We start from the raw sequence: 17487 nt of genomic DNA on the forward strand, positions 1-17487 counted from the left end.
ATGGCTGAACGAATCAGAAAAAAGTCGATCAATACCGACCGCTACCACTTCAAGTGGCTGGATAGCCACCTCGGAGCGCTGTATCTGGACGAAATTGACGAAACTGTGATTGAAGGCATTATCCAGGCCAAGCTGAAAGTCGCCAGCAAGGTGCGCGTCAATCGCACCACGGAACTAGTCCGAGCGGTGCTACGTAAAGCAATGACAGAGTGGAAGTGGATAGACAGCGTGCCGCACATCCCGCGCTTCAAAGAGCGCACCGGGCGGCTACGCTGGTTAACGCACGAAGAAGCCGCGCGACTGATGGCGGAACTGTTGCCGCATCAGCGGTCGATGGCGCAGTTCACGCTAGCCACCGGCCTGCGCGAAAGCAACGTCACGCACTTGGAATGGTCGCAAATCGACATGCAGCGCAAAATCGCCTGGATACACGCGGACCAAGCCAAGGCCGGCAAAACCATCCGCGTGCCGCTCAATCAAGACGCGATCAACGTCCTGCGCGAGCAGATCGGCAAACACACCACGCGGGTGTTTACCTATCGTGGACAGCCGGTCGAAAAAGCCGGCACGAAATTTTGGCGAGAAGCGCTGAAACGCGCGGGGATAGAAGGCTTTACTTGGCACGGCTTGCGCCACACCTGGGCAAGCTGGCACGTCCAAGCCGGGACGCCGTTAAACGTGCTGCAAGAACTGGGCGGCTGGGCGAGTTATGACATGGTGCTACGCTATGCACACCTAGCGCCGGACCACTTGCAGGAATTCGCCAGCAATATTAACGGGATCGTTGCAAACGAGTTGCAGCCCAAAAAAGCAACGATCTCGAAAATACGCTAAACCCTTGAAAAGAATGGTGGCGACACCGGGAATCGAACCTGGAACCTCGGGGTTATGAATCCCGCGCTCTAACCGGTTGAGCTATGTCGCCACTGACATCAACTCAAGAGCCGCATAGTGTATGACAAGCTGGTTTTTGTGTCAAACGTTGAAACGGAAATGCATGACATCGCCGTCTTGCACCTTGTACTCTTTACCTTCCAAACGCCATTTTCCAGCATCCTTAGCGCCCTGTTCGCCATTGTAGCTGACAAAATCTTGATAAGAGATCACTTCGGCCCGGATGAAGCCTTTTTCGAAATCGGAGTGGATAACGCCCGCGGCTTGCGGCGCGGTCGCGTTCACGGGAATCGTCCAAGCGCGGACTTCCTTGACGCCGGCTGTGAAATAAGTGGACAAATTCAACAACTGATAGGCGGCGCGAACGACGCGATCCAGCCCTGGTTCATCCAAACCCAGATCCTGCAAAAACTCCTTTTTCTCTTCGTCTTCGAGCTGAGCGATCTCGGCTTCGATTGCTGCGCAGACCGCGACAACCGAGGAGCCTTCCTTTTCCGCGAATGCCCTGACTTGATCCAGCATCGGGTTATCGTCGAAACCGTCGTCCTGTACGTTGGCGACGTATAGAGTCGGCTTGATGGTGATCAAGCATAACTCCTTGATCAACTTGACTTCATCGTCACTCAAGCCGAGCGTGCGGACCGGCTCACCCCGATTCAATTGTTCCAACACCCGCTCCAACACTTCTTTTCGGGCCAATTCGTCCTTGTTTCCGGACTTGGCGATTTTCGCCGCTTTCTGCAATGCTTTTTCGACCGATGCCATATCGGCCAATGCCAATTCGGTATTGATCACCTCAATATCGCCGATCGGATCGACCTTGCCCGCCACGTGAATAACGTTGTCGTCTTCAAAACATCTGACGACATGAACAATGGCATCGGTTTCGCGGATATTTCCCAGAAATTGGTTACCCAAGCCTTCGCCCTTGGACGCACCGGCCACCAGTCCGGCAATATCGACGAATTCTATCGTCGTCGGCAGTATGCGCTCGGGTTTGACGATTTCCGCCAGTTTATCCATGCGCGGATCGGGGACCGGGACCACGCCGACGTTGGGATCGATGGTGCAAAAGGGATAGTTTTCGGCGGCGATCGTGGCTTTGGTCAACGCATTGAATAAAGTCGATTTACCGACGTTGGGCAAGCCAACGATTCCGCAATGAAGTGCCATGGCAATAATTCAGCAGTGATGAGAGTCGATGAAACCCGGCGGGGCCGGAGTACGAAAAACCCGGAATTATAGCAAGGAATGGGCCAGCAAACACCAGAACAAACGCGGTATCTCGATGCCAAGTCTCCGGATGAAAGCCACTGGATTTAAGCGGTCGCCACGAAAACAATGACGGCAATAGCCGCCTATAACGCTTAGTAGTTGTAATACCAACGCCCGGTGTCCCAGCGCCAGTGATAGTTATATCCGCTAGACCAATAGTTATAGAAGGTCGAACGCCAGCGATCCCAATAGCGGTAGTTGCTTTGCAAGGTTTGCCGAGCGTGGGTAGCTTCCTTTAGCAGCGTACGCGCCTCTTTGTCGCCCTTGCTCGCGGTCATGCTCAGCCATTTTTCGGCCTCGCCGGGGTCCGACCCCATTTCGCCCAAGCCGGTCAAGTACAAACGTCCCAGCGCTTTCTGGGCTTCGAAATGCCCGCGCTCGCCGGCGCTGCGCATCCATTCCACGGATTTATGCGTATTTTGCTTGATGCCGTCACCGCGAAATAGCCGTAATGCTAAATCGTAGGCGGCGGAAGGGTCTTTTTCCGCGAGGGCTTCCAGATCGGCCATCCGCTGATTGGCGGCTTCCTCCTCCGGACTGCGTTTGGCCGGGTCGAAGCTTGCGTAATTCCTGGGCCGGTCGGCGCAACCGCTTTCGTCGCAAATGGTAACGGTGTTGACGTTTGCAACCGGCGGCGGCGTCTGTGTACACCCCGGCAAAGTCGCGATTTCCCATAGAATTGCTATCCAGAACGATGCTTTCATATTTGTCGGTCTCGTTATCGCGTTAGTTTCTAACTTGAGCTATCATGCCGGCCTATCTTATTTGCTAATCGGCGCGTTAGACAACTGGTTTTCACGTTCACCCCCGTGTATTTTCAAAGAGAATTGACCCACACAACTGAGGAGTTTTTATGAGCAAACGGCCCACTAACAAAATCTGGCTATCGGCTGTCATGGCGACCCTAAGCGGCTGCGCCACGCAACAAGCGGGATTGCAAACGGGCGGCAGCAGCCAAATGGTAACCGGTTCCGCGGGGGAGCAACCAGTGTGAATGCGAATAAATCCTTGGAGCGTTGCACTACCCCGCTGGGAACCTTGGCCGTCGCCGACGGCCGTTTCAGCGGCTCCAGCAACGTCACTACGGTCGAGCCGTTGATTCGGCTGGCGGTGCAACAATCGAATTGCTTTGTTTTGACCTCTATCGGTAATAGGGCCACCCGAGCGCTGATCAATGAAATCACCGGCGAACAGCGCGACTCCGGCGAATACCGCTCAGGCTCCAAGCAACACAAAGGCCAACGCGTCGCCGCCGATTATCTGCTCGATCCGCAAGTCATTGTCGCCAACGAAGCCACGAGCGGCAATAGCAACAACATCGGCGCCGGTCTGGTCGGCATTGGTCTGAGCGCGGCCGGCCTGGGCGCGCTGGGCGCGGCCGCTGGCGCCTTGTCGAACTCGGTGGAGACCAGAACCTCGGATGTGGCATTGACCTTGACGGATATCCGTTCGACGGTACAAGTCGCGATTTCCTCTGGCAGCGCGACCGCCAACAATACCAATTTTTCCGCGGCCGCCGGTATCGGCGGCTGGGGTTATCTGCTCGGAGGCGGGGTCGGCGGCGGTGTCAGTTCCTTCTCGCGCACGCCGGAAGGCCAAGCCATCGCGGCGGCATTCTTCGACGCTTACAACAATATGGTCATCGCCGTACGCAACTATAAAGCGCAAGACGTACAAGACGGTTTGGGTACCGGCGGTTCGTTGAAAGTAAAATAGCGCCAGGCCGGCACTCGTTAAAGGCGCTTAACCGGCGCCTTTTTTATTGCCGCGGCGAATTCAACCGTCTTTGGTCAAACCGTTGGAGTACACCACGATACGGTCCCGGCCGCTGGTTTTGGCTTGATAAAGCGCCAAGTCGGCGCAATGAATGATGTCGTCGATATCGATGGCTTCGTGGGTATCGTGGTAACCGCTATCGACGCAATGCAAACCCACGCTCAAGGTCACGTTGACCGATTCCAGCCCGACATGCCAGCGCAAGGTCTTGATTTCCTGCCGGATACGTTCCGCCAACGCGTAGCCGCCCTCGCAGCAAGTATTGGTGAATACCAGCACGAATTCTTCCCCGCCAAACCGAACCAGGATATCGCTAGCCCTGACCAGTTTTTTGAGTGCTTCGGACACCCCTACCAGAACTTCATCCCCAAACAAGTGCCCGTAGAGATCGTTGATGCGCTTGAAGAAATCGATATCCATTACCAGCAGGCAGAAGCTGTTCCGGTAGCGCTTGTGATGCGAAATTGCGATTTCCACTTGGTCGTAAAAGTAGCGGCGATTGTGCAATCCCGTCAGTTGGTCGAGCATCGACATACTGGCGAAATGGTCTTTGAGTTGCTTGGTCTCGGCAACCAATGACTCCAATTGCGAGGTTCTTAGCGCAATCTGCTGATCCATTTGTCGCAGCAATCGCCGAGTCGTTATCAATTGGCCCAACATGTTCTTGTAGATTTCCAGCAAGCGCATATGCCAATCGGTGAAGAAATACGGCAGCGGATGCGAAACGTTCAAGACCCCGATCAATTGCTCGTCGCAAGTAAACACCGGCACACTGATCAACGAACCCGGCATCGCGGCGCTGTCGCTTTCCGAGCTGAAGCGTTCGTCCTCGAGGCAGTTCTGACAATACTGCAATTGCCCGGTCGAAGCGGCCAAACCGATCACGCCGTCCCCGACCTTGAATCGGGTCGTGTCGCCGGCCGGCACCTCCGGCAAGTTCAGCTCGACAAAACTCAGGCCGACCACATTGGTTAACCAGCCATCGCCGTCCACCGCAAAAAAAGAACAACGTTCCATGTCCTGATTTTGGATCAAACTGGCCAAGGCCCGGCGAATCAATTGTTTTTCATCGTCGGCCTGATAGCTGACTTCCGACAGTTCTTTAACGGTCGAAAGCGCGTTGAACAAGTCCACCACCAGATCGTGCATGCCGAATCCGTAAGCACCGCCGTTCGTCCCGGAACCATAACTATTGTCGGCCATCAGTTCCCCATCACGTAGGCCAATTGCTGCATTGCCACCCGGCTTTCCAGCAACTGCTCGGCTATCGCGTTCAACGTCTCGATCGGCAACCGCAACGCCTGACAATTCTGCAAATAAGCGGCCGGCTCGAATTCGACGCCAGAGGCGAACTCCGCGCTGAACCGTCGACAAAGACGTAACAAATCCAACAACGACTGCTCCTGCCCGACATCATCGTGGCGTTGATACTGAGACAAAACCGACTGATACAACTCCGGCAAATGCCATTTTTTTAATAAGGCCTCGCCAATTTGAAAATGACTGAGACCAAACTGACCGCTGACCAAATCGGTCACTCGTTCCGGACCACGCTCGGCGGCGATAAAGATCTGGTTAAGTTGATCCGGCGCCAGAAATCCCAAGGCCAATATACCGATGTCCAATAACAAGCCGCTGGTATATACGGTAGACGGCGCCAAATGTTGCAGCGCGCCTATTTCCGAGGCCAGCTTTTGCGCGGCGACCGCCGTGACCAGGGAACGCATCCAAAAATAGTCGCTTTCGAAAGTTTGACATTTACCGGTATCGAACTGGACGTTAAAAATGACCCCTAACGCCAAGCCCTTGACTAAATCCAGCCCCAAAACCTGAAACACCGCGCTCCGAATGTCGGTAGTCGTCTTACCTCGCGAAAAATACGCGGAATTAGCCAATCCCAACAGGCGGGCCACTAAACTCGGCGACGTCGAAAGCGCCGCGACCAGGCGGTCAATGGAAATATCCGGCGTGTTAATCGCCTGCAAAATTTGCAAACTGGCTTGGGGCAATACCGGCAAATTTTTTAGCGCCCCGACTTGCAACTGCAAGGTTTCCATCGCATTCACTAGCGTCTATCTCGCGAAAAGCCGGAAATTTTTAGACTGACGACCAATCTGCGATAGTCGTTCTCGGGCAGTGCATCCCGAAAAATCGGCAACCTCTCGACACTTCCGCCATCCGTCCGATAATGCAAAATTGTCAGCATCCGAGTTGTCACCGTAGTTGATTCGATTCGTATCGGCTGAAATGCTTCAAGGTCCGCCGATATTTCCCAGCCGCCGCCCGGAGTATAGCGCAGAAAAAATGGCCGTGTTTTTCGAAACACCCCGCTGTTAACCGCCGTCAAAATCAATAAGCCGGCCGCCGCCAACCGATAGACCAACGGCATGCCGTTCTCAAAGCAAGCGTACAGTGCCGCGGCGTGCAGGCCACACAACAACTTGAGCGCCGATCGCGACTCGCGGACGGCAAACTGCAACGGAGGTTCGAAATTTCGCTTCATTAAAACGATCTCGCGATCAGGCTACGGTAAACTAATAGCGGAAGCCACCTTTAAACTTAAACATGAACACCGATACGATCGACAAACTGCCCGACAATCTTGATCCGCGTGACGAGCATGCCACTCTTTACCCGGCCACCGGGCTAGCCGCGATCGAGGTCATCGGCGCCGACAGCGCCCGGTTTTTGCAAGGTCAGCTGACGTGCGACATTCAGCAGATCAGCGAAACCCAAGCCAGTATCGCGGCTTTTTGCAACGCGAAGGGTCGGGTCATCAGTACCTTGCTGGCGATAAAAAAACCAACGGCTATTGGTTGGTAATGCCAACCTCGCTAGTCACCCCGGTTATCGAAAAACTGCGCAAATACGTGTTGCGCGCCGCCGTGACTCTCGGCGACGCCAGCGACCGTCTAAGCGTCGCCGGGCTGACGATTGCAGCCGGCCACGAATTCCACTCGCTTCCGTTGCCGGAGAAGGATTGGTCGGTCGGCCACGCACCGCTAACGATAGTCAAACTGCCCGGCCACCGCCGGTTTTTGATCTTGGCAAAGCACGATAGCGCCATACTAACAGACTTAATTAGCCGACCTGAAACCGATTGGCGCTACCAGGATATGCTTGACGGTTTGCCTTGGTTCGATGCGTCTCAATCCGAACAACACTTGCCGCAAATGCTCAACATCGACGGCCTCGGCGGCATCAGCTTCACCAAAGGCTGTTACACCGGCCAGGAAATCGTCGCCAGAAGCCATTATCTTGGTAAGGTGAAACGGCAATTGCTTGTTGGCGGCTGTGCCGGCGAATTGACGATCGCACCGGGTACACCGGTGTTGGATGGCGACACAGGTCAAACCGTCGGCAGCGTGCTGAGCTCCGCTCACGACGGCGACACCCGCTTGCTACTGGTATTACACGCGCTTGAAGGCGAATCAAAACGCTTTATACTTGGCGACGAACATCAGACGCCGCTTAGTTTAATCCTCGCCGAATAGGGCACAGCATCATGCAATTCAAATCCGTCAACGACTTTTTAGCCCATGTCCAAGCGGAACTGGACGCCAATCGTTTGGTGCTGCCAACCCTGCCGGACGTGGCGATCAAGGTTCGCGACGCCGTCAGCAAGGGCGACGTGACCGCGCAAAGTCTGGCCGAGATCATTGCTACCGACGCGGCGATTTCCGCGCGTTTGATACAAGTCGCCAACAGCCCGCTCTATCGCGGGGCGATGGAAATCAAAAATATCCAGATGGCGGTGACTCGCCTGGGTAACAACACCATCCGAACTTTAGTCACCAGCCTGATCATGCAACAAATGTTCGCCCCCAAATCGGCCTTGCTGGAAAGTTACTTCCGAACGATCTGGGAGCAAGGCGTCAACGTGTCGGCGATCTGCCGGGCACTGGCCGGTTTTGCCCCGCATCTGAACGCCGACGAAGCCATGCTGGCCGGCTTGATACACCAAATCGGCAAGTTGCCGATACTCAGTCTGGTCGAGAATATCCCCGAATTTCGCGACAGTCCGTCCCGCCTCGACAAGTTATTGGAAAAAGCCCACCCCCATGTCGGCAAAATCATCATGGACACCTGGCATTTTCCCGAGGAACTTAAACCGGTGCCTTCCGAATACGTCGACTTTCAACGCGACGCGGGTCCGAAAGCCGATTACGTCGATTTAGTGCAAGTCGCGTTTCTGCAAAGCGTGGCCGGCACCGACCACCCGGCCTGCCGGGTCGATTGGCATTCCGTACCGGCCTTCGCCAAGCTCGGACTGGCCGGCGATGCCGAAATTCTCGAAATCGAAGGCGTGTCCGAAGAAATCGAATTAGCTCAATCCCTATTTTTTAAATCACGATGATAGACCCGCTTGCCGCCGCCCGCTTTCGCCGCTTGGGCACATTAACCATTTTTGCCGTCTACTTCGTGATTCTGGTCGGCGGCATCGTTCGCGCCTCGGGTGCCGGCATGGGCTGCCCGGACTGGCCGACTTGCTTCGGCCAATGGGTACCGCCGACCGACGAAGCACAGTTACCCGCCAATTATCACGAAATCTATGCCCAACGCGGCTACGAGAACACCACTTTCAACCCGGTAAAAACCTGGACCGAATACACCAATCGCTTGATCGGCGCCAGCACCGGCCTGCTGATATTGCTGACCGCCTGGGCTTCGCGCATTTACCTGAAAGGCGACAAGGGGATCTTCTATCTGGCGGTGACGGTGTTGCTGCTGGTGGGCTTCCAGGGTTGGTTGGGATCGGCCGTCGTCGCCAGCAATTTAAAGCCGTTGATGATCACCCTGCACATGTTGTTAGCGCTGGGCATTGTCGCATTGTTGATCTACGCCATCGCCCGCTCGCAACAACCGCTGTTGGCGCAATTGGACGGCGGGTGGCAAACCCCGCGATTCGCGCTCTTGCTGAAAATCGCGATCGGCATGACCTTAATACAGGTTGCGATGGGAACCCAAGTCAGGGAATCGGTGGATTTCATCGCGCACCAGCACAGCTATATCGATCGCCAATTCTGGCGGGATAGCTTTCCCATCATTTTTTACGTACACCGCTCGTTCTCGTCGGTCATCCTGTTCACCAATCTGTGGTTGGCCTGGCAAATCGTCGCGCACACCTCGCCCGGCAGTCTGTTGCGGCGCATGGCCTATGCCCTGTGCGTTCTGATCGTAACCGCGATTCTGGCCGGCGTGAGCCTAGATCGCCTGGGTTTTCCGGCGGCCGCCCAACCGCTACATTTGCTGATGGCGAATCTGATTTTCGGCGCTCAATTTTTCATTTGGATTTGTCTGAAATACGCCTCTGGGCGCCCGGCCTAATCCGTGGACGTTTTATCCAAATTATCAATAAGTTAAAAATAAACCCGGCAAACTGAGGTACAATGGTCGAGTGACCCGGTATCAACCGGGGCGATCTCTTTTTTCCACAGGTAAATTTAATGTCCGAAACCCCCGCCGCCACGCCTTCCTTCAAAGATCTAGCGCTATCCGACCCCATTCTTAAAGCTCTAGAGGGCATCGGTTACGAAACCCCCTCGCCGATTCAGGCCCAAATTATCCCCTTCGTGATGTCCGGCCGCGACGTGTTGGGCCAGGCCCAAACCGGTACCGGCAAGACCGCCGCCTTCGCTTTACCGATTCTTACCCGAATCGATCTGAAACAAAAAGACCCGCAAGCCTTGGTGCTAGCGCCGACCCGAGAACTGGCCATCCAGGTCGCCGAAGCCTTTCAAAGCTACGCGGCGCATATCAAGGGCTTTCACGTATTGCCGATTTACGGCGGTCAGGACTACACCAGCCAATTGCGGCAACTGAATCGCGGCGCGCATGTCATCGTCGGCACGCCGGGCCGGGTCATGGATCATATGCGGCGCGGTACCTTAAAGCTGGACCAATTGACGACGCTGGTGCTCGACGAAGCGGACGAAATGCTACGCATGGGCTTCATCGACGACGTCGAATGGATTCTGGAGCAAACCCCGCCGACCCGACAAACCGCGCTGTTCTCCGCGACGATGCCGGCCGAAATCCGCAAAATCGCCCAGCGCTATCTGAATCAGCCCGAACAAATTACGATCAAGGTCAAAACCACGACCGCCGAGAACATCCGCCAGCGCTATTGCTTCGTCAACGGCCAACACAAAATGGATGCCTTGACCCGGATTCTGGAAGCCGAGAATTTCGACGGTATGATCATCTTCGTCCGCACCAAGACCGCCACGGTCGAAGTCGCCGAAAAATTGGAAGCGCGCGGCTTTTCCGCCGCCGCGATCAATGGCGATATGTCACAGGCCTTGCGTGAACGGGCTATCGATCATTTGAAAAGCGGCAAGCTGGACATATTGATTGCCACGGACGTGGCCGCGCGCGGTTTGGACGTGGACCGGATCACTCACGTCGTCAACTACGACATTCCTTACGACACCGAATCCTATGTGCATCGGATCGGCCGCACCGGCCGCGCCGGCCGCGCCGGGGATGCGATACTATTCGTTTCGCCGCGCGAAAAACGTTTGCTGGCCAACATCGAACAAGCCACCCGCCAGAAAGTCGCGGAAATGCAGTTGCCGTCCACCGAGTTTATCAATAATGCCCGCGTCATCCGCTTTAAACAGCGGATCACCGACACACTCGCGTCGGCGGAACTGAGCTTTTTCCACCAACTGATCAATCAGTACCAAGTCGAACACGACGTGCCGGCCATCGACATTGCCGCCGCGCTGGCGCAATTGCTGCAGGGCGACACCCCGCTGCTACTCAAGGACTCCGGAAAAAAACCGGCCCGGCCGACCGACGACAAACCGCGCGAACGAGGCGAGCGCGGCCCGCAGCGCGAACGCGGCCGTGGCGCCAGTCAAGTCGAAATGGAATTGTTCCGAATTGAAATCGGCCGTAACGACGGCGTCAAACCGGGCAATATTGTCGGTGCGATCGCGAACGAAACCGGCATCGACGGCGAACATATCGCCCGGATTAAAATCGAGGAAACGTATAGCACCGTCGAATTGCCGGCCGGCATGCCCAAGGACTTGTTTCAAGCGCTGAAAAAGGTCCGGGTCGTCGGCAAGCCGCTGAATATCTCCCACTTCGACCCGGCAGCCATCAAGAAGGCTAAAAGCAAAAAGCGGGTCGGTTCGCCGTCGAAACGCGCCAAACCGCAGGAATGACCCCAGCGGCGGACCGACCTCCCCCCGGTCAGTCCGCCGAACTGTTGACTTCAACCCGGCCTTGTTCGATGCGGGCCTGAAATACCGGTACCCGCACTGCGGCGTCCTCGAAACAAATCCCGCTCCGCAGACTGAAATGCTGCTTGTACATCGGCGAGGCCACCATCGGCTCACCGCCGATGTCGCCCACCATCCCGCGCGACAATACGTTGGCTTGGCTGAAGGGATCGCGGTTGCCGATCGCGAACACCGCGTTCAAACGGGGCAGAAAAAACAACGCGACTTGCTGGTCGGCCAAGCGGGCGCAAATGCCGGAGTCCGCTTGCAAATCCTCGACTCGGCATACTTCTGTCCAACGGCTCATCAGGCAGCCTCCTCGATCAGTTTAAAATGCTTGCGTTCGTCAGGATCGGCCGGCCGAATTTGACCTCGTTCCTCGACAAACACGACATCGTCGTCGCCCAAATCACTGTTGACGAAGTGCCGGAAGCGTTTCAAGTGGCTTTCGTCGGCCAGCGTGGTTTTCCACTCGCATTGATACGTGTCGACGACATGCTGCATTTGCCGCTCCAGATCGGCGGCGATCCCGAGCTTGTCGGCCATCACCACCTCTTTTAAGTAAGCCAAGCCACCGTCCAGGTTTTCCAGCCACACCGAGGTACGCTGCAAACGCGCGGCGGTGCGCACGTAAAAAATCAGCAACCGGTCGATATAGCGAATCAAGGTTTCCCTGTCCAGATTGGTCGCGAACAGATCGGCGTGGCGCGGTTTCATCCCCCCGTTACCGCACACATACAAGTTCCAGCCGTTCTCGGTGGCTATCACGCCGATGTCCTTACCCTGCGCTTCGGCGCATTCGCGGGTGCAACCGGACACCGCCATTTTGATTTTATGCGGCGCCCGCAAGCCTTTGTAGCGATTTTCCAATTCGATCGCCAGCCCTACACTGTCGTCGACGCCGTAGCGGCACCAAGTGCTGCCAACGCAGGACTTCACGGTGCGTAGCGATTTGCCGTAGGCGTGACCGGACTCGAAGCCGGCCGCGATCAACTCCCGCCAAATCGCCGGCAATTGCTCGACCCTGGCACCAAACAAATCGACGCGCTGACCGCCGGTGATTTTGGTATACAAACGGTATTTTTTAGCGATTTGACCGAGCACGATCAACATTTCCGGGGTAATTTCGCCGCCGGCGATGCGCGGAACCACCGAATAAGTGCCGTCTTTTTGGATGTTGGCCAAAAAGGTATCGTTGGTATCCTGCAAACCCACATGCGGTTTTTCCAATATGTAGTCGTTCCAATACGAGGCCAAGATCGAGCCGACCGCTTGCTTGCAGACATCGCATCCCAAGCCGTGTCCGTGCCGGTCCAACAACTCGTCGAAGGTCTTGATCTGGCCGACCATCACCAAATGGTACAAGTCCTGGCGAGTATGCGGAAAATGCTCGCAAAGATCGGTGCTGACCGCGACGCCGAGTTTGGTCAGTTCGCTATCCAGCACCGACTTCAACAAGGCACTGCAACCGCCGCAGCCGGTGGCTGCCTTGGTGGCGGCTTTTAAATCGCCGATGCTGACGCAACCGGCGGCGACGGCGTCGCAAATTTGGCCCTTGCTAACGTCGTGACAGGAACAGATTTGGGCGCTGGCCGGCAAGGCATCCGCGCCGAGTCCGGCCGGCGCATCGCCGCGCGCCGGTAAAATCAGCGTATCCGGTTGCGCCGGCAGTTCGATACCGTTCAAACAATATTGCAGCAAGGTGCCGTAATCGGCCGCGTCGCCGACCAGCACCGCCCCCAGCAAGTGCCGGTTATCCGCGCTGACTACCAACCGTTTATAGATTTCGCCGGCGCCGTCCTGATAACTGTAGACCAGCGCACCGGGCGTCCGGGCCTGAGCGTCGCCGATGCTCGCGACATCGACACCCATCAGCTTCAATTTGGTACTCATGTCGGCACCGGTAAAGGCCGCGTCAGCCTCGGCTAAGTCGGCCAACACGGTTCTGGCCATCGCGTAACCCGGCGCGACCAAACCGAAGATCTGGCCATTCCAGCACGCGCATTCGCCGATCGCGTAAATATCCGGATCGGAAGTCCGGCACTGATTGTCTATCGCAATCCCGCCGCGCGACCCGGCCGCCAGACCGCAGGCACTGGCGATCTCATCGCGCGGCCGAATCCCGGCGGAAAACAACACGATATCGGTTTCCAGATGACTGCCGTCGACAAAGGTCATCCGGTGCAAGGCCGTTTCCCCGTCGATGATCGCGGTGGTGTTTTTATTCAAATGGGTAACGACGCCCAAGGCCTCGATTTTCCGCTTCAACATCGCGGCACCGCCATCGTCGAGTTGCACCGCCATCAGCCGCGAGGCGAATTCGACGACATGGGTTTCCAAGCCCAAATCCTTCAAAGCCTTGGCCGCTTCCAATCCCAACAACCCGCCGCCGATCACGGCACCGATTCGGGATTCGGCGGCGGCGGCCTTGATGGCCTCCAAATCTTCTATCGTGCGATACACCAGACAACGCGGGCGATCCCGGCCGGCGATCAGCGGTACGAACGGATAGGAACCGGTCGCCAAGACCAGTTTGTCGTATTGGATGATCTGGCCGTTTGCGGAAATCACGTGTTTCCGCTGGCGATCGATACCGATCGCTCTGTCGCCCAAATGGATCTCGATACCGTGCCGTTCGAAAAAGCCCGCCTCGACCAGCGACAAATCGTCGGCGGTCTTACCGGCGAAGAAGGCCGATAAATGCACCCGATCGTAAGCCGGCCTCGGCTCCTCGCAAAACGTCACCACGCGATAGCGGCCAGCGATTTCGCTTTCGACCAAGCCGGTTAAAAAATGCTGGCCGACCATACCGTTACCGATCACGACCAAGGTTTGTTGCGTGCTCATCCGCGACTCCTGTTAATTGGGCTGAATTGCTCCGAATCCGCTCACTTTGCGAACGAACTCGGGTACAGTCGTCGTGGAAACTTTTGTTCAGGCCAAAAAAAGGCGCCCTGGCGAATGATTAACATCATTCGCGCAGGACGCCTTTGTCCAGGTCTAATACGGGGGCAAGTCCAACGACGAGACTTGACTAGTATCAATCAAATTCCATGCCACAACTCTCTTTCTATTGATTTACAACGATTTTATAAAATTCACGGCGCTCGACCGCGACGATCAGCGCACCCAAACAATGCAAACCAACAAAATATTCGCACCAAACTGGCCCACGATTGACCAAGACCCATGCCCAACGTCCAACGCTTCCCTCTCCGTCTATCGCTTGAGCACACGGTCGCGCGGCCGTATCAACACCGCAACCGTCTTGACTCGTTGAAGTCGCTGGCATGCAATCTGCTTTCCGCTTACCCAAATTCAATCGTTCGGATCTTTCATGACTTTTACGCCGTTCAAGTTACTGTCGCTACAAGGCAAGGCCAAAGTGCTACACATGAGCTGGATGGCCTTTTTCATCAGCTTCGTGGTCTGGTTTAACCATGCTTCGCTGCTGGTTTTGATTCAGCAAGACCTGGGCATCAGTCAAACCGAAATCGACATTTTGTTGCTACTGAACGTGGCGCTGACGATTCCCGCCAGAGTCGCGACCGGCATGCTGGTGGACCGGTTTGGTGCAAAAATCAGCTACAGCGTGTTATTGGCGGTTTGTAGCATCCCGTGCTTTATGTTCGCCGCCGCCGACAATTTCGCCGAATTGGCTTGGTCGCGATTCTTGCTAGGGTTTATCGGTGCCGGTTTCGTGGTTGGCGTGCGTATCATCGGCGACTGGTTTCCGGCCAGCCAGGTCGGCACCGCCGAAGGTATTTATGCCGGCTGGGGCAATTTCGGCTCGGCATTCGCGGCCATTTTTCTGCCGGGCCTGGCGTTTTATTTCGGCGCCGAGCACGGCTGGCGCTACGCGGTGGCGCTAACCGGCGCAATCGCGCTGCTTTACTCGATCGTTTATTACTTTAGCGTGGAGAATTTGCCTCCGGAATTGGCCGGCCTGAAAACCCGCCGACCTCTGGCGATGGAAGTCTCCAGCATCCGCGATCTGTTTTTGTACATGTTCAGCCTGATACCGTTGTACGCGACGATTTCGCTGCTGGCCTGGAAGCTGGCGACACCGGCAACGCCGGTGTTAAGCTTAACTTGGCATCTGGGAATCCAGTTGACGGTGTGGCTGCTGTTTCTGGCTCATGCTCATCAACTCGTCAACAACAACGCCGACAAACTGAGCGCCCCCATTCCCAGCATCCACCATTACCGCTACCAGCAAGTGTTCATACTAGCGATCGCGTATCTGGTCACGTTCGGGTCCAAATTGGCGGTGCTATCGATGTTACCGATGTTTTTTTCCATACCTTTCACGAGACCCAGGGCATAGACATGTTGGATGCCGGCCTGCTGGCCTCCAGCTTCGTGGTGACCAATGTCGTCGCCCGGCCGGCTGGCGGCTGGCTCAGCGACAAGATCGGCCGCAAACTCTCGTTGACGCTGTTCGTGGCCGGACTTGCGGTCGGCTATCTGGCGATGGCCTGGATTTCGCCGGACTGGTCCATCGCCTTGAGCGTGGCCGTCACGTTGATTTGTTCGGTGTTCATGCAAGCGGCCGAAGGCGCCATCTTTGCGTTCGTGCCGTTGATCAAGCGTTCGATCACCGGCGAAGTCGCCGGCATCGTCGGTGCTTACGGTAATGCCGGCGCCATCGTGTTTCTAATCTTGCTGACTTTCGTCTCCACATTCAGCTTTTTTCTGATGTTGGGCGGCGCGTGCGCGATCCTACTCGGGTTGATTTATTTTCTGAGGGAACCAAAAACTTTATCACCGAAATCATGCCGGACGGCAGCTTGGTACAAATCGAGCTGGATTGACGATGACAGCGTTGAATGTCTTAGTCGTGGACGAATTCGACAGCGACCGCGTACTGGAACGCACGCTACGCCAACACGGCTGCGAAGTCGCCACGTTGAAGCTGCAGGAGTTGGATATGCTGCGCATCGTGCAAACCTTGCACCCGGACGTGGTGGTACTCAATCTTTACACCCCTACCGAGCCGATTCTGAAAACCATCGTCGAAATCAATCAGAGCTATTCGTTGCCGGTGGTGATGTTTGCCGAGGACCAGCAAACCGAAACCATCAACAAAGTCATCAAGGCCGGCGTCAGCGCTTACATTGTGGACGGCCTGGAAGCGAAACGCATCAAATCCATCGTCGATATCGCAATCGCCCGTTTCAAGGAACATCAGGCGCTCAAGGACGAATTAAAAAAAACCAAGACCCAATTGGAAGATCGCAAGCTGGTGGACCGCGCAAAAGCGATCCTGATGAAATCGCAGGGCTTTAGCGAAGAACAGGCTTACCATGCCTTGCGTAAATTGGCGATGGACCGCAACATGGCAATCGGCGAAATGGCGAAGAACGTGATTTCGATGGCCGAACTGTTCAAGTAGAATCACCTCTACGAGCCGAGAACTACGCTAGTCTCCTTGCTCAGCGTATCGCCTTACCGGAAACTGGTTGGACACCCGACTCCCGCCCCGCCGAATGGCGGCTCCGATAGATTATCGGCCCGAATACTGGGAGACAAACCTAGTGATATCAATAAGACACCCGCCACCACTAGCACTACCCGGCTAATTCCCGCAACTACTCGATTTCGACTACTTATCAACATGAACAGCTCCTAGAAATCATTGAAAACCAAACGTTTACGCAGCAGCTTGGCCGCCGCAAAAAACGAGGCACCGGAACAGTTGCAGTATAATCGATTCGCTACCATCAAGCCCGCCAAAAAATCGGTCGCACCGTTTGACATCGCTGAAAATGATGGCGTTGAACAGCCACCTGTCAACTGAGCAAAAATGCTAACACGTTTTTTGACTTTCGTGTACATTGAAGCGAAATTCGGTAAACAGTCCCGACCTATCGGCCAAGCCTCTTTAGTTTTAATCGATTCCTAATGGTTTATTCATTCGGGATTCAGCTTGCGTGACTAGACTTTTCCTTAACAATCTTGAAATGGAGTCATCATGTTGAAAACCACGCTGGTAGTCTGCGTCGGATTCGTTTTTCCTAATTTTGCGATGGCCGACGACCACGGGCACGGGCACGGGCACCGCAAACACGGTCACCATCATCGCGAGCCGGTCGTCGTGGAGCACGTTTACCGCCCGGCTCCCGCATTACAACCGCGTTACGCGCAAATGCCCGGCACTAATCCAAGCAATGATCGACGTTCGACCGAAGGCTTGGTTGGCGGCGCGCTCGGTAGCGCGGTCGGCTACGAAATCAGCAAGGGTGACCCGCTGGGCGCGGGTTTGGGCGCTGCCGCCGGCGCGTGGATAGGCAACGGCATCGGCCGCTAA

The 17487-nt window shown here is 55.7% G+C and carries 18 protein-coding genes, 1 tRNA gene and 1 pseudogene; 12 read left to right on the plus strand and 8 right to left on the minus strand.

What is annotated here, in order from left to right; all coding sequences use genetic code 11:
• Positions 1–834: a tyrosine-type recombinase/integrase gene (locus ACP4CD_RS10360; protein WP_426994492.1), complete on the plus strand. Its 834-nt coding sequence runs from the start codon at positions 1–3 to the stop codon at positions 832–834.
• Positions 835–848: 14 nt separating this feature from the next.
• Here ACP4CD_RS10360 and ACP4CD_RS10365 read toward each other — a convergent pair.
• The 3 genes from ACP4CD_RS10365 to ACP4CD_RS10375 form a co-directional block, all read right to left on the minus strand.
• Positions 849–925 (minus strand) — tRNA-Met (locus ACP4CD_RS10365).
• Between the two features lie 50 nt (positions 926–975).
• Entirely contained in the window at positions 976–2067 is a 1092-nt protein-coding gene (ychF, locus tag ACP4CD_RS10370; RefSeq protein WP_426994493.1) for a redox-regulated ATPase YchF, read from the minus strand.
• Positions 2068–2261: 194 nt separating this feature from the next.
• The gene (locus tag ACP4CD_RS10375) at positions 2262–2873 is read right to left on the minus strand and encodes a tetratricopeptide repeat protein (RefSeq protein WP_426994494.1); all 612 of its coding nucleotides are present in this window, start codon (positions 2871–2873) and stop codon (positions 2262–2264) included.
• A 286-nt stretch (positions 2874–3159) separates the two neighbouring features.
• Here ACP4CD_RS10375 and ACP4CD_RS10380 point away from each other — a divergent pair, with 286 nt between their 5' ends.
• The gene (locus tag ACP4CD_RS10380) at positions 3160–3885 is read left to right on the plus strand and encodes a hypothetical protein (RefSeq protein ID WP_231883666.1); all 726 of its coding nucleotides are present in this window, start codon (positions 3160–3162) and stop codon (positions 3883–3885) included.
• 60 nt (positions 3886–3945) lie between these two features.
• Here the strand turns inward: ACP4CD_RS10380 and ACP4CD_RS10385 are convergent, their stop codons facing one another.
• The 3 genes from ACP4CD_RS10385 to ACP4CD_RS10395 are packed head-to-tail and all read right to left on the minus strand — an operon-like array spanning position 3946 to position 6448.
• Complete coding sequence (locus ACP4CD_RS10385; RefSeq protein WP_426994495.1) at positions 3946–5148, minus strand: diguanylate cyclase; 1203 nt, start codon at positions 5146–5148, stop codon at positions 3946–3948.
• Positions 5148–6002 carry an HDOD domain-containing protein gene (locus ACP4CD_RS10390; protein ID WP_426994668.1) on the minus strand — a complete coding sequence of 285 codons (855 nt, stop codon included), beginning with the start codon at positions 6000–6002 and terminating at the stop codon, positions 5148–5150. Before ACP4CD_RS10390 ends, ACP4CD_RS10385 begins: the two co-directional genes overlap by 1 nt.
• Before the next feature lie 8 nt (positions 6003–6010).
• A complete protein-coding gene (locus tag ACP4CD_RS10395) occupies positions 6011–6448 on the minus strand; it encodes a protein YgfX (protein ID WP_064028986.1) in 438 nt (145 codons plus the stop codon).
• A gap of 62 nt (positions 6449–6510) precedes the next feature.
• Between ACP4CD_RS10395 and ACP4CD_RS10400 the strand changes: the two genes are divergently transcribed.
• The 5 genes from ACP4CD_RS10400 to ACP4CD_RS10420 all read left to right on the plus strand — a co-directional run bounded on the left by ACP4CD_RS10400 (position 6511) and on the right by ACP4CD_RS10420 (position 11120).
• Entirely contained in the window at positions 6511–6768 is a 258-nt protein-coding gene (locus ACP4CD_RS10400; protein ID WP_426994496.1) for a hypothetical protein, read from the plus strand.
• Entirely contained in the window at positions 6768–7439 is a 672-nt protein-coding gene (locus tag ACP4CD_RS10405) for a YgfZ/GcvT domain-containing protein (protein WP_426994497.1), read from the plus strand. Before ACP4CD_RS10400 ends, ACP4CD_RS10405 begins: the two co-directional genes overlap by 1 nt.
• Before the next feature lie 11 nt (positions 7440–7450).
• Positions 7451–8302: an HDOD domain-containing protein gene (locus ACP4CD_RS10410; RefSeq protein ID WP_426994498.1), complete on the plus strand. Its 852-nt coding sequence runs from the start codon at positions 7451–7453 to the stop codon at positions 8300–8302.
• Positions 8299–9273 carry a COX15/CtaA family protein gene (locus tag ACP4CD_RS10415; RefSeq protein WP_426994499.1) on the plus strand — a complete coding sequence of 325 codons (975 nt, stop codon included), beginning with the start codon at positions 8299–8301 and terminating at the stop codon, positions 9271–9273. Before ACP4CD_RS10410 ends, ACP4CD_RS10415 begins: the two co-directional genes overlap by 4 nt.
• A 119-nt stretch (positions 9274–9392) precedes the next feature.
• Positions 9393–11120 carry a DEAD/DEAH box helicase gene (locus tag ACP4CD_RS10420; protein ID WP_426994500.1) on the plus strand — a complete coding sequence of 576 codons (1728 nt, stop codon included), beginning with the start codon at positions 9393–9395 and terminating at the stop codon, positions 11118–11120.
• A 28-nt stretch (positions 11121–11148) separates the two neighbouring features.
• Here the strand turns inward: ACP4CD_RS10420 and nirD are convergent, their stop codons facing one another.
• Positions 11149–11484 carry a nitrite reductase small subunit NirD gene (nirD, locus tag ACP4CD_RS10425; protein ID WP_064028975.1) on the minus strand — a complete coding sequence of 112 codons (336 nt, stop codon included), beginning with the start codon at positions 11482–11484 and terminating at the stop codon, positions 11149–11151.
• The gene (nirB, locus tag ACP4CD_RS10430; RefSeq protein ID WP_426994501.1) at positions 11484–14024 is read right to left on the minus strand and encodes a nitrite reductase large subunit NirB; all 2541 of its coding nucleotides are present in this window, start codon (positions 14022–14024) and stop codon (positions 11484–11486) included. Before nirB ends, nirD begins: the two co-directional genes overlap by 1 nt.
• Before the next feature lie 490 nt (positions 14025–14514).
• Here nirB and ACP4CD_RS10435 point away from each other — a divergent pair, with 490 nt between their 5' ends.
• From ACP4CD_RS10435 to ACP4CD_RS10455, 5 genes and pseudogenes are all read left to right on the plus strand, one after another.
• Positions 14515–15504 carry an MFS transporter gene (locus tag ACP4CD_RS10435; RefSeq protein WP_426994502.1) on the plus strand — a complete coding sequence of 330 codons (990 nt, stop codon included), beginning with the start codon at positions 14515–14517 and terminating at the stop codon, positions 15502–15504.
• Between the two features lie 2 nt (positions 15505–15506).
• Positions 15507–15893 (plus strand): annotated as a pseudogene (locus ACP4CD_RS10440) (MFS transporter); the annotation flags it as partial.
• A gap of 100 nt (positions 15894–15993) precedes the next feature.
• A complete protein-coding gene (locus tag ACP4CD_RS10445; RefSeq protein WP_064028969.1) occupies positions 15994–16572 on the plus strand; it encodes an ANTAR domain-containing response regulator in 579 nt (192 codons plus the stop codon).
• Positions 16573–16815: 243 nt separating this feature from the next.
• The gene (locus tag ACP4CD_RS10450; protein WP_157197878.1) at positions 16816–16977 is read left to right on the plus strand and encodes a hypothetical protein; all 162 of its coding nucleotides are present in this window, start codon (positions 16816–16818) and stop codon (positions 16975–16977) included.
• Between the two features lie 174 nt (positions 16978–17151).
• Positions 17152–17487 (plus strand): glycine zipper 2TM domain-containing protein, encoded by a 336-nt coding sequence (locus tag ACP4CD_RS10455; protein ID WP_426994503.1) that lies wholly within the window; start codon positions 17152–17154, stop codon positions 17485–17487.

The sequence above is a fragment of the Methylomonas stagni genome (assembly GCF_050154735.1).
In the GTDB taxonomy this organism is placed as follows: domain Bacteria; phylum Pseudomonadota; class Gammaproteobacteria; order Methylococcales; family Methylomonadaceae; genus Methylomonas; species Methylomonas koyamae_A.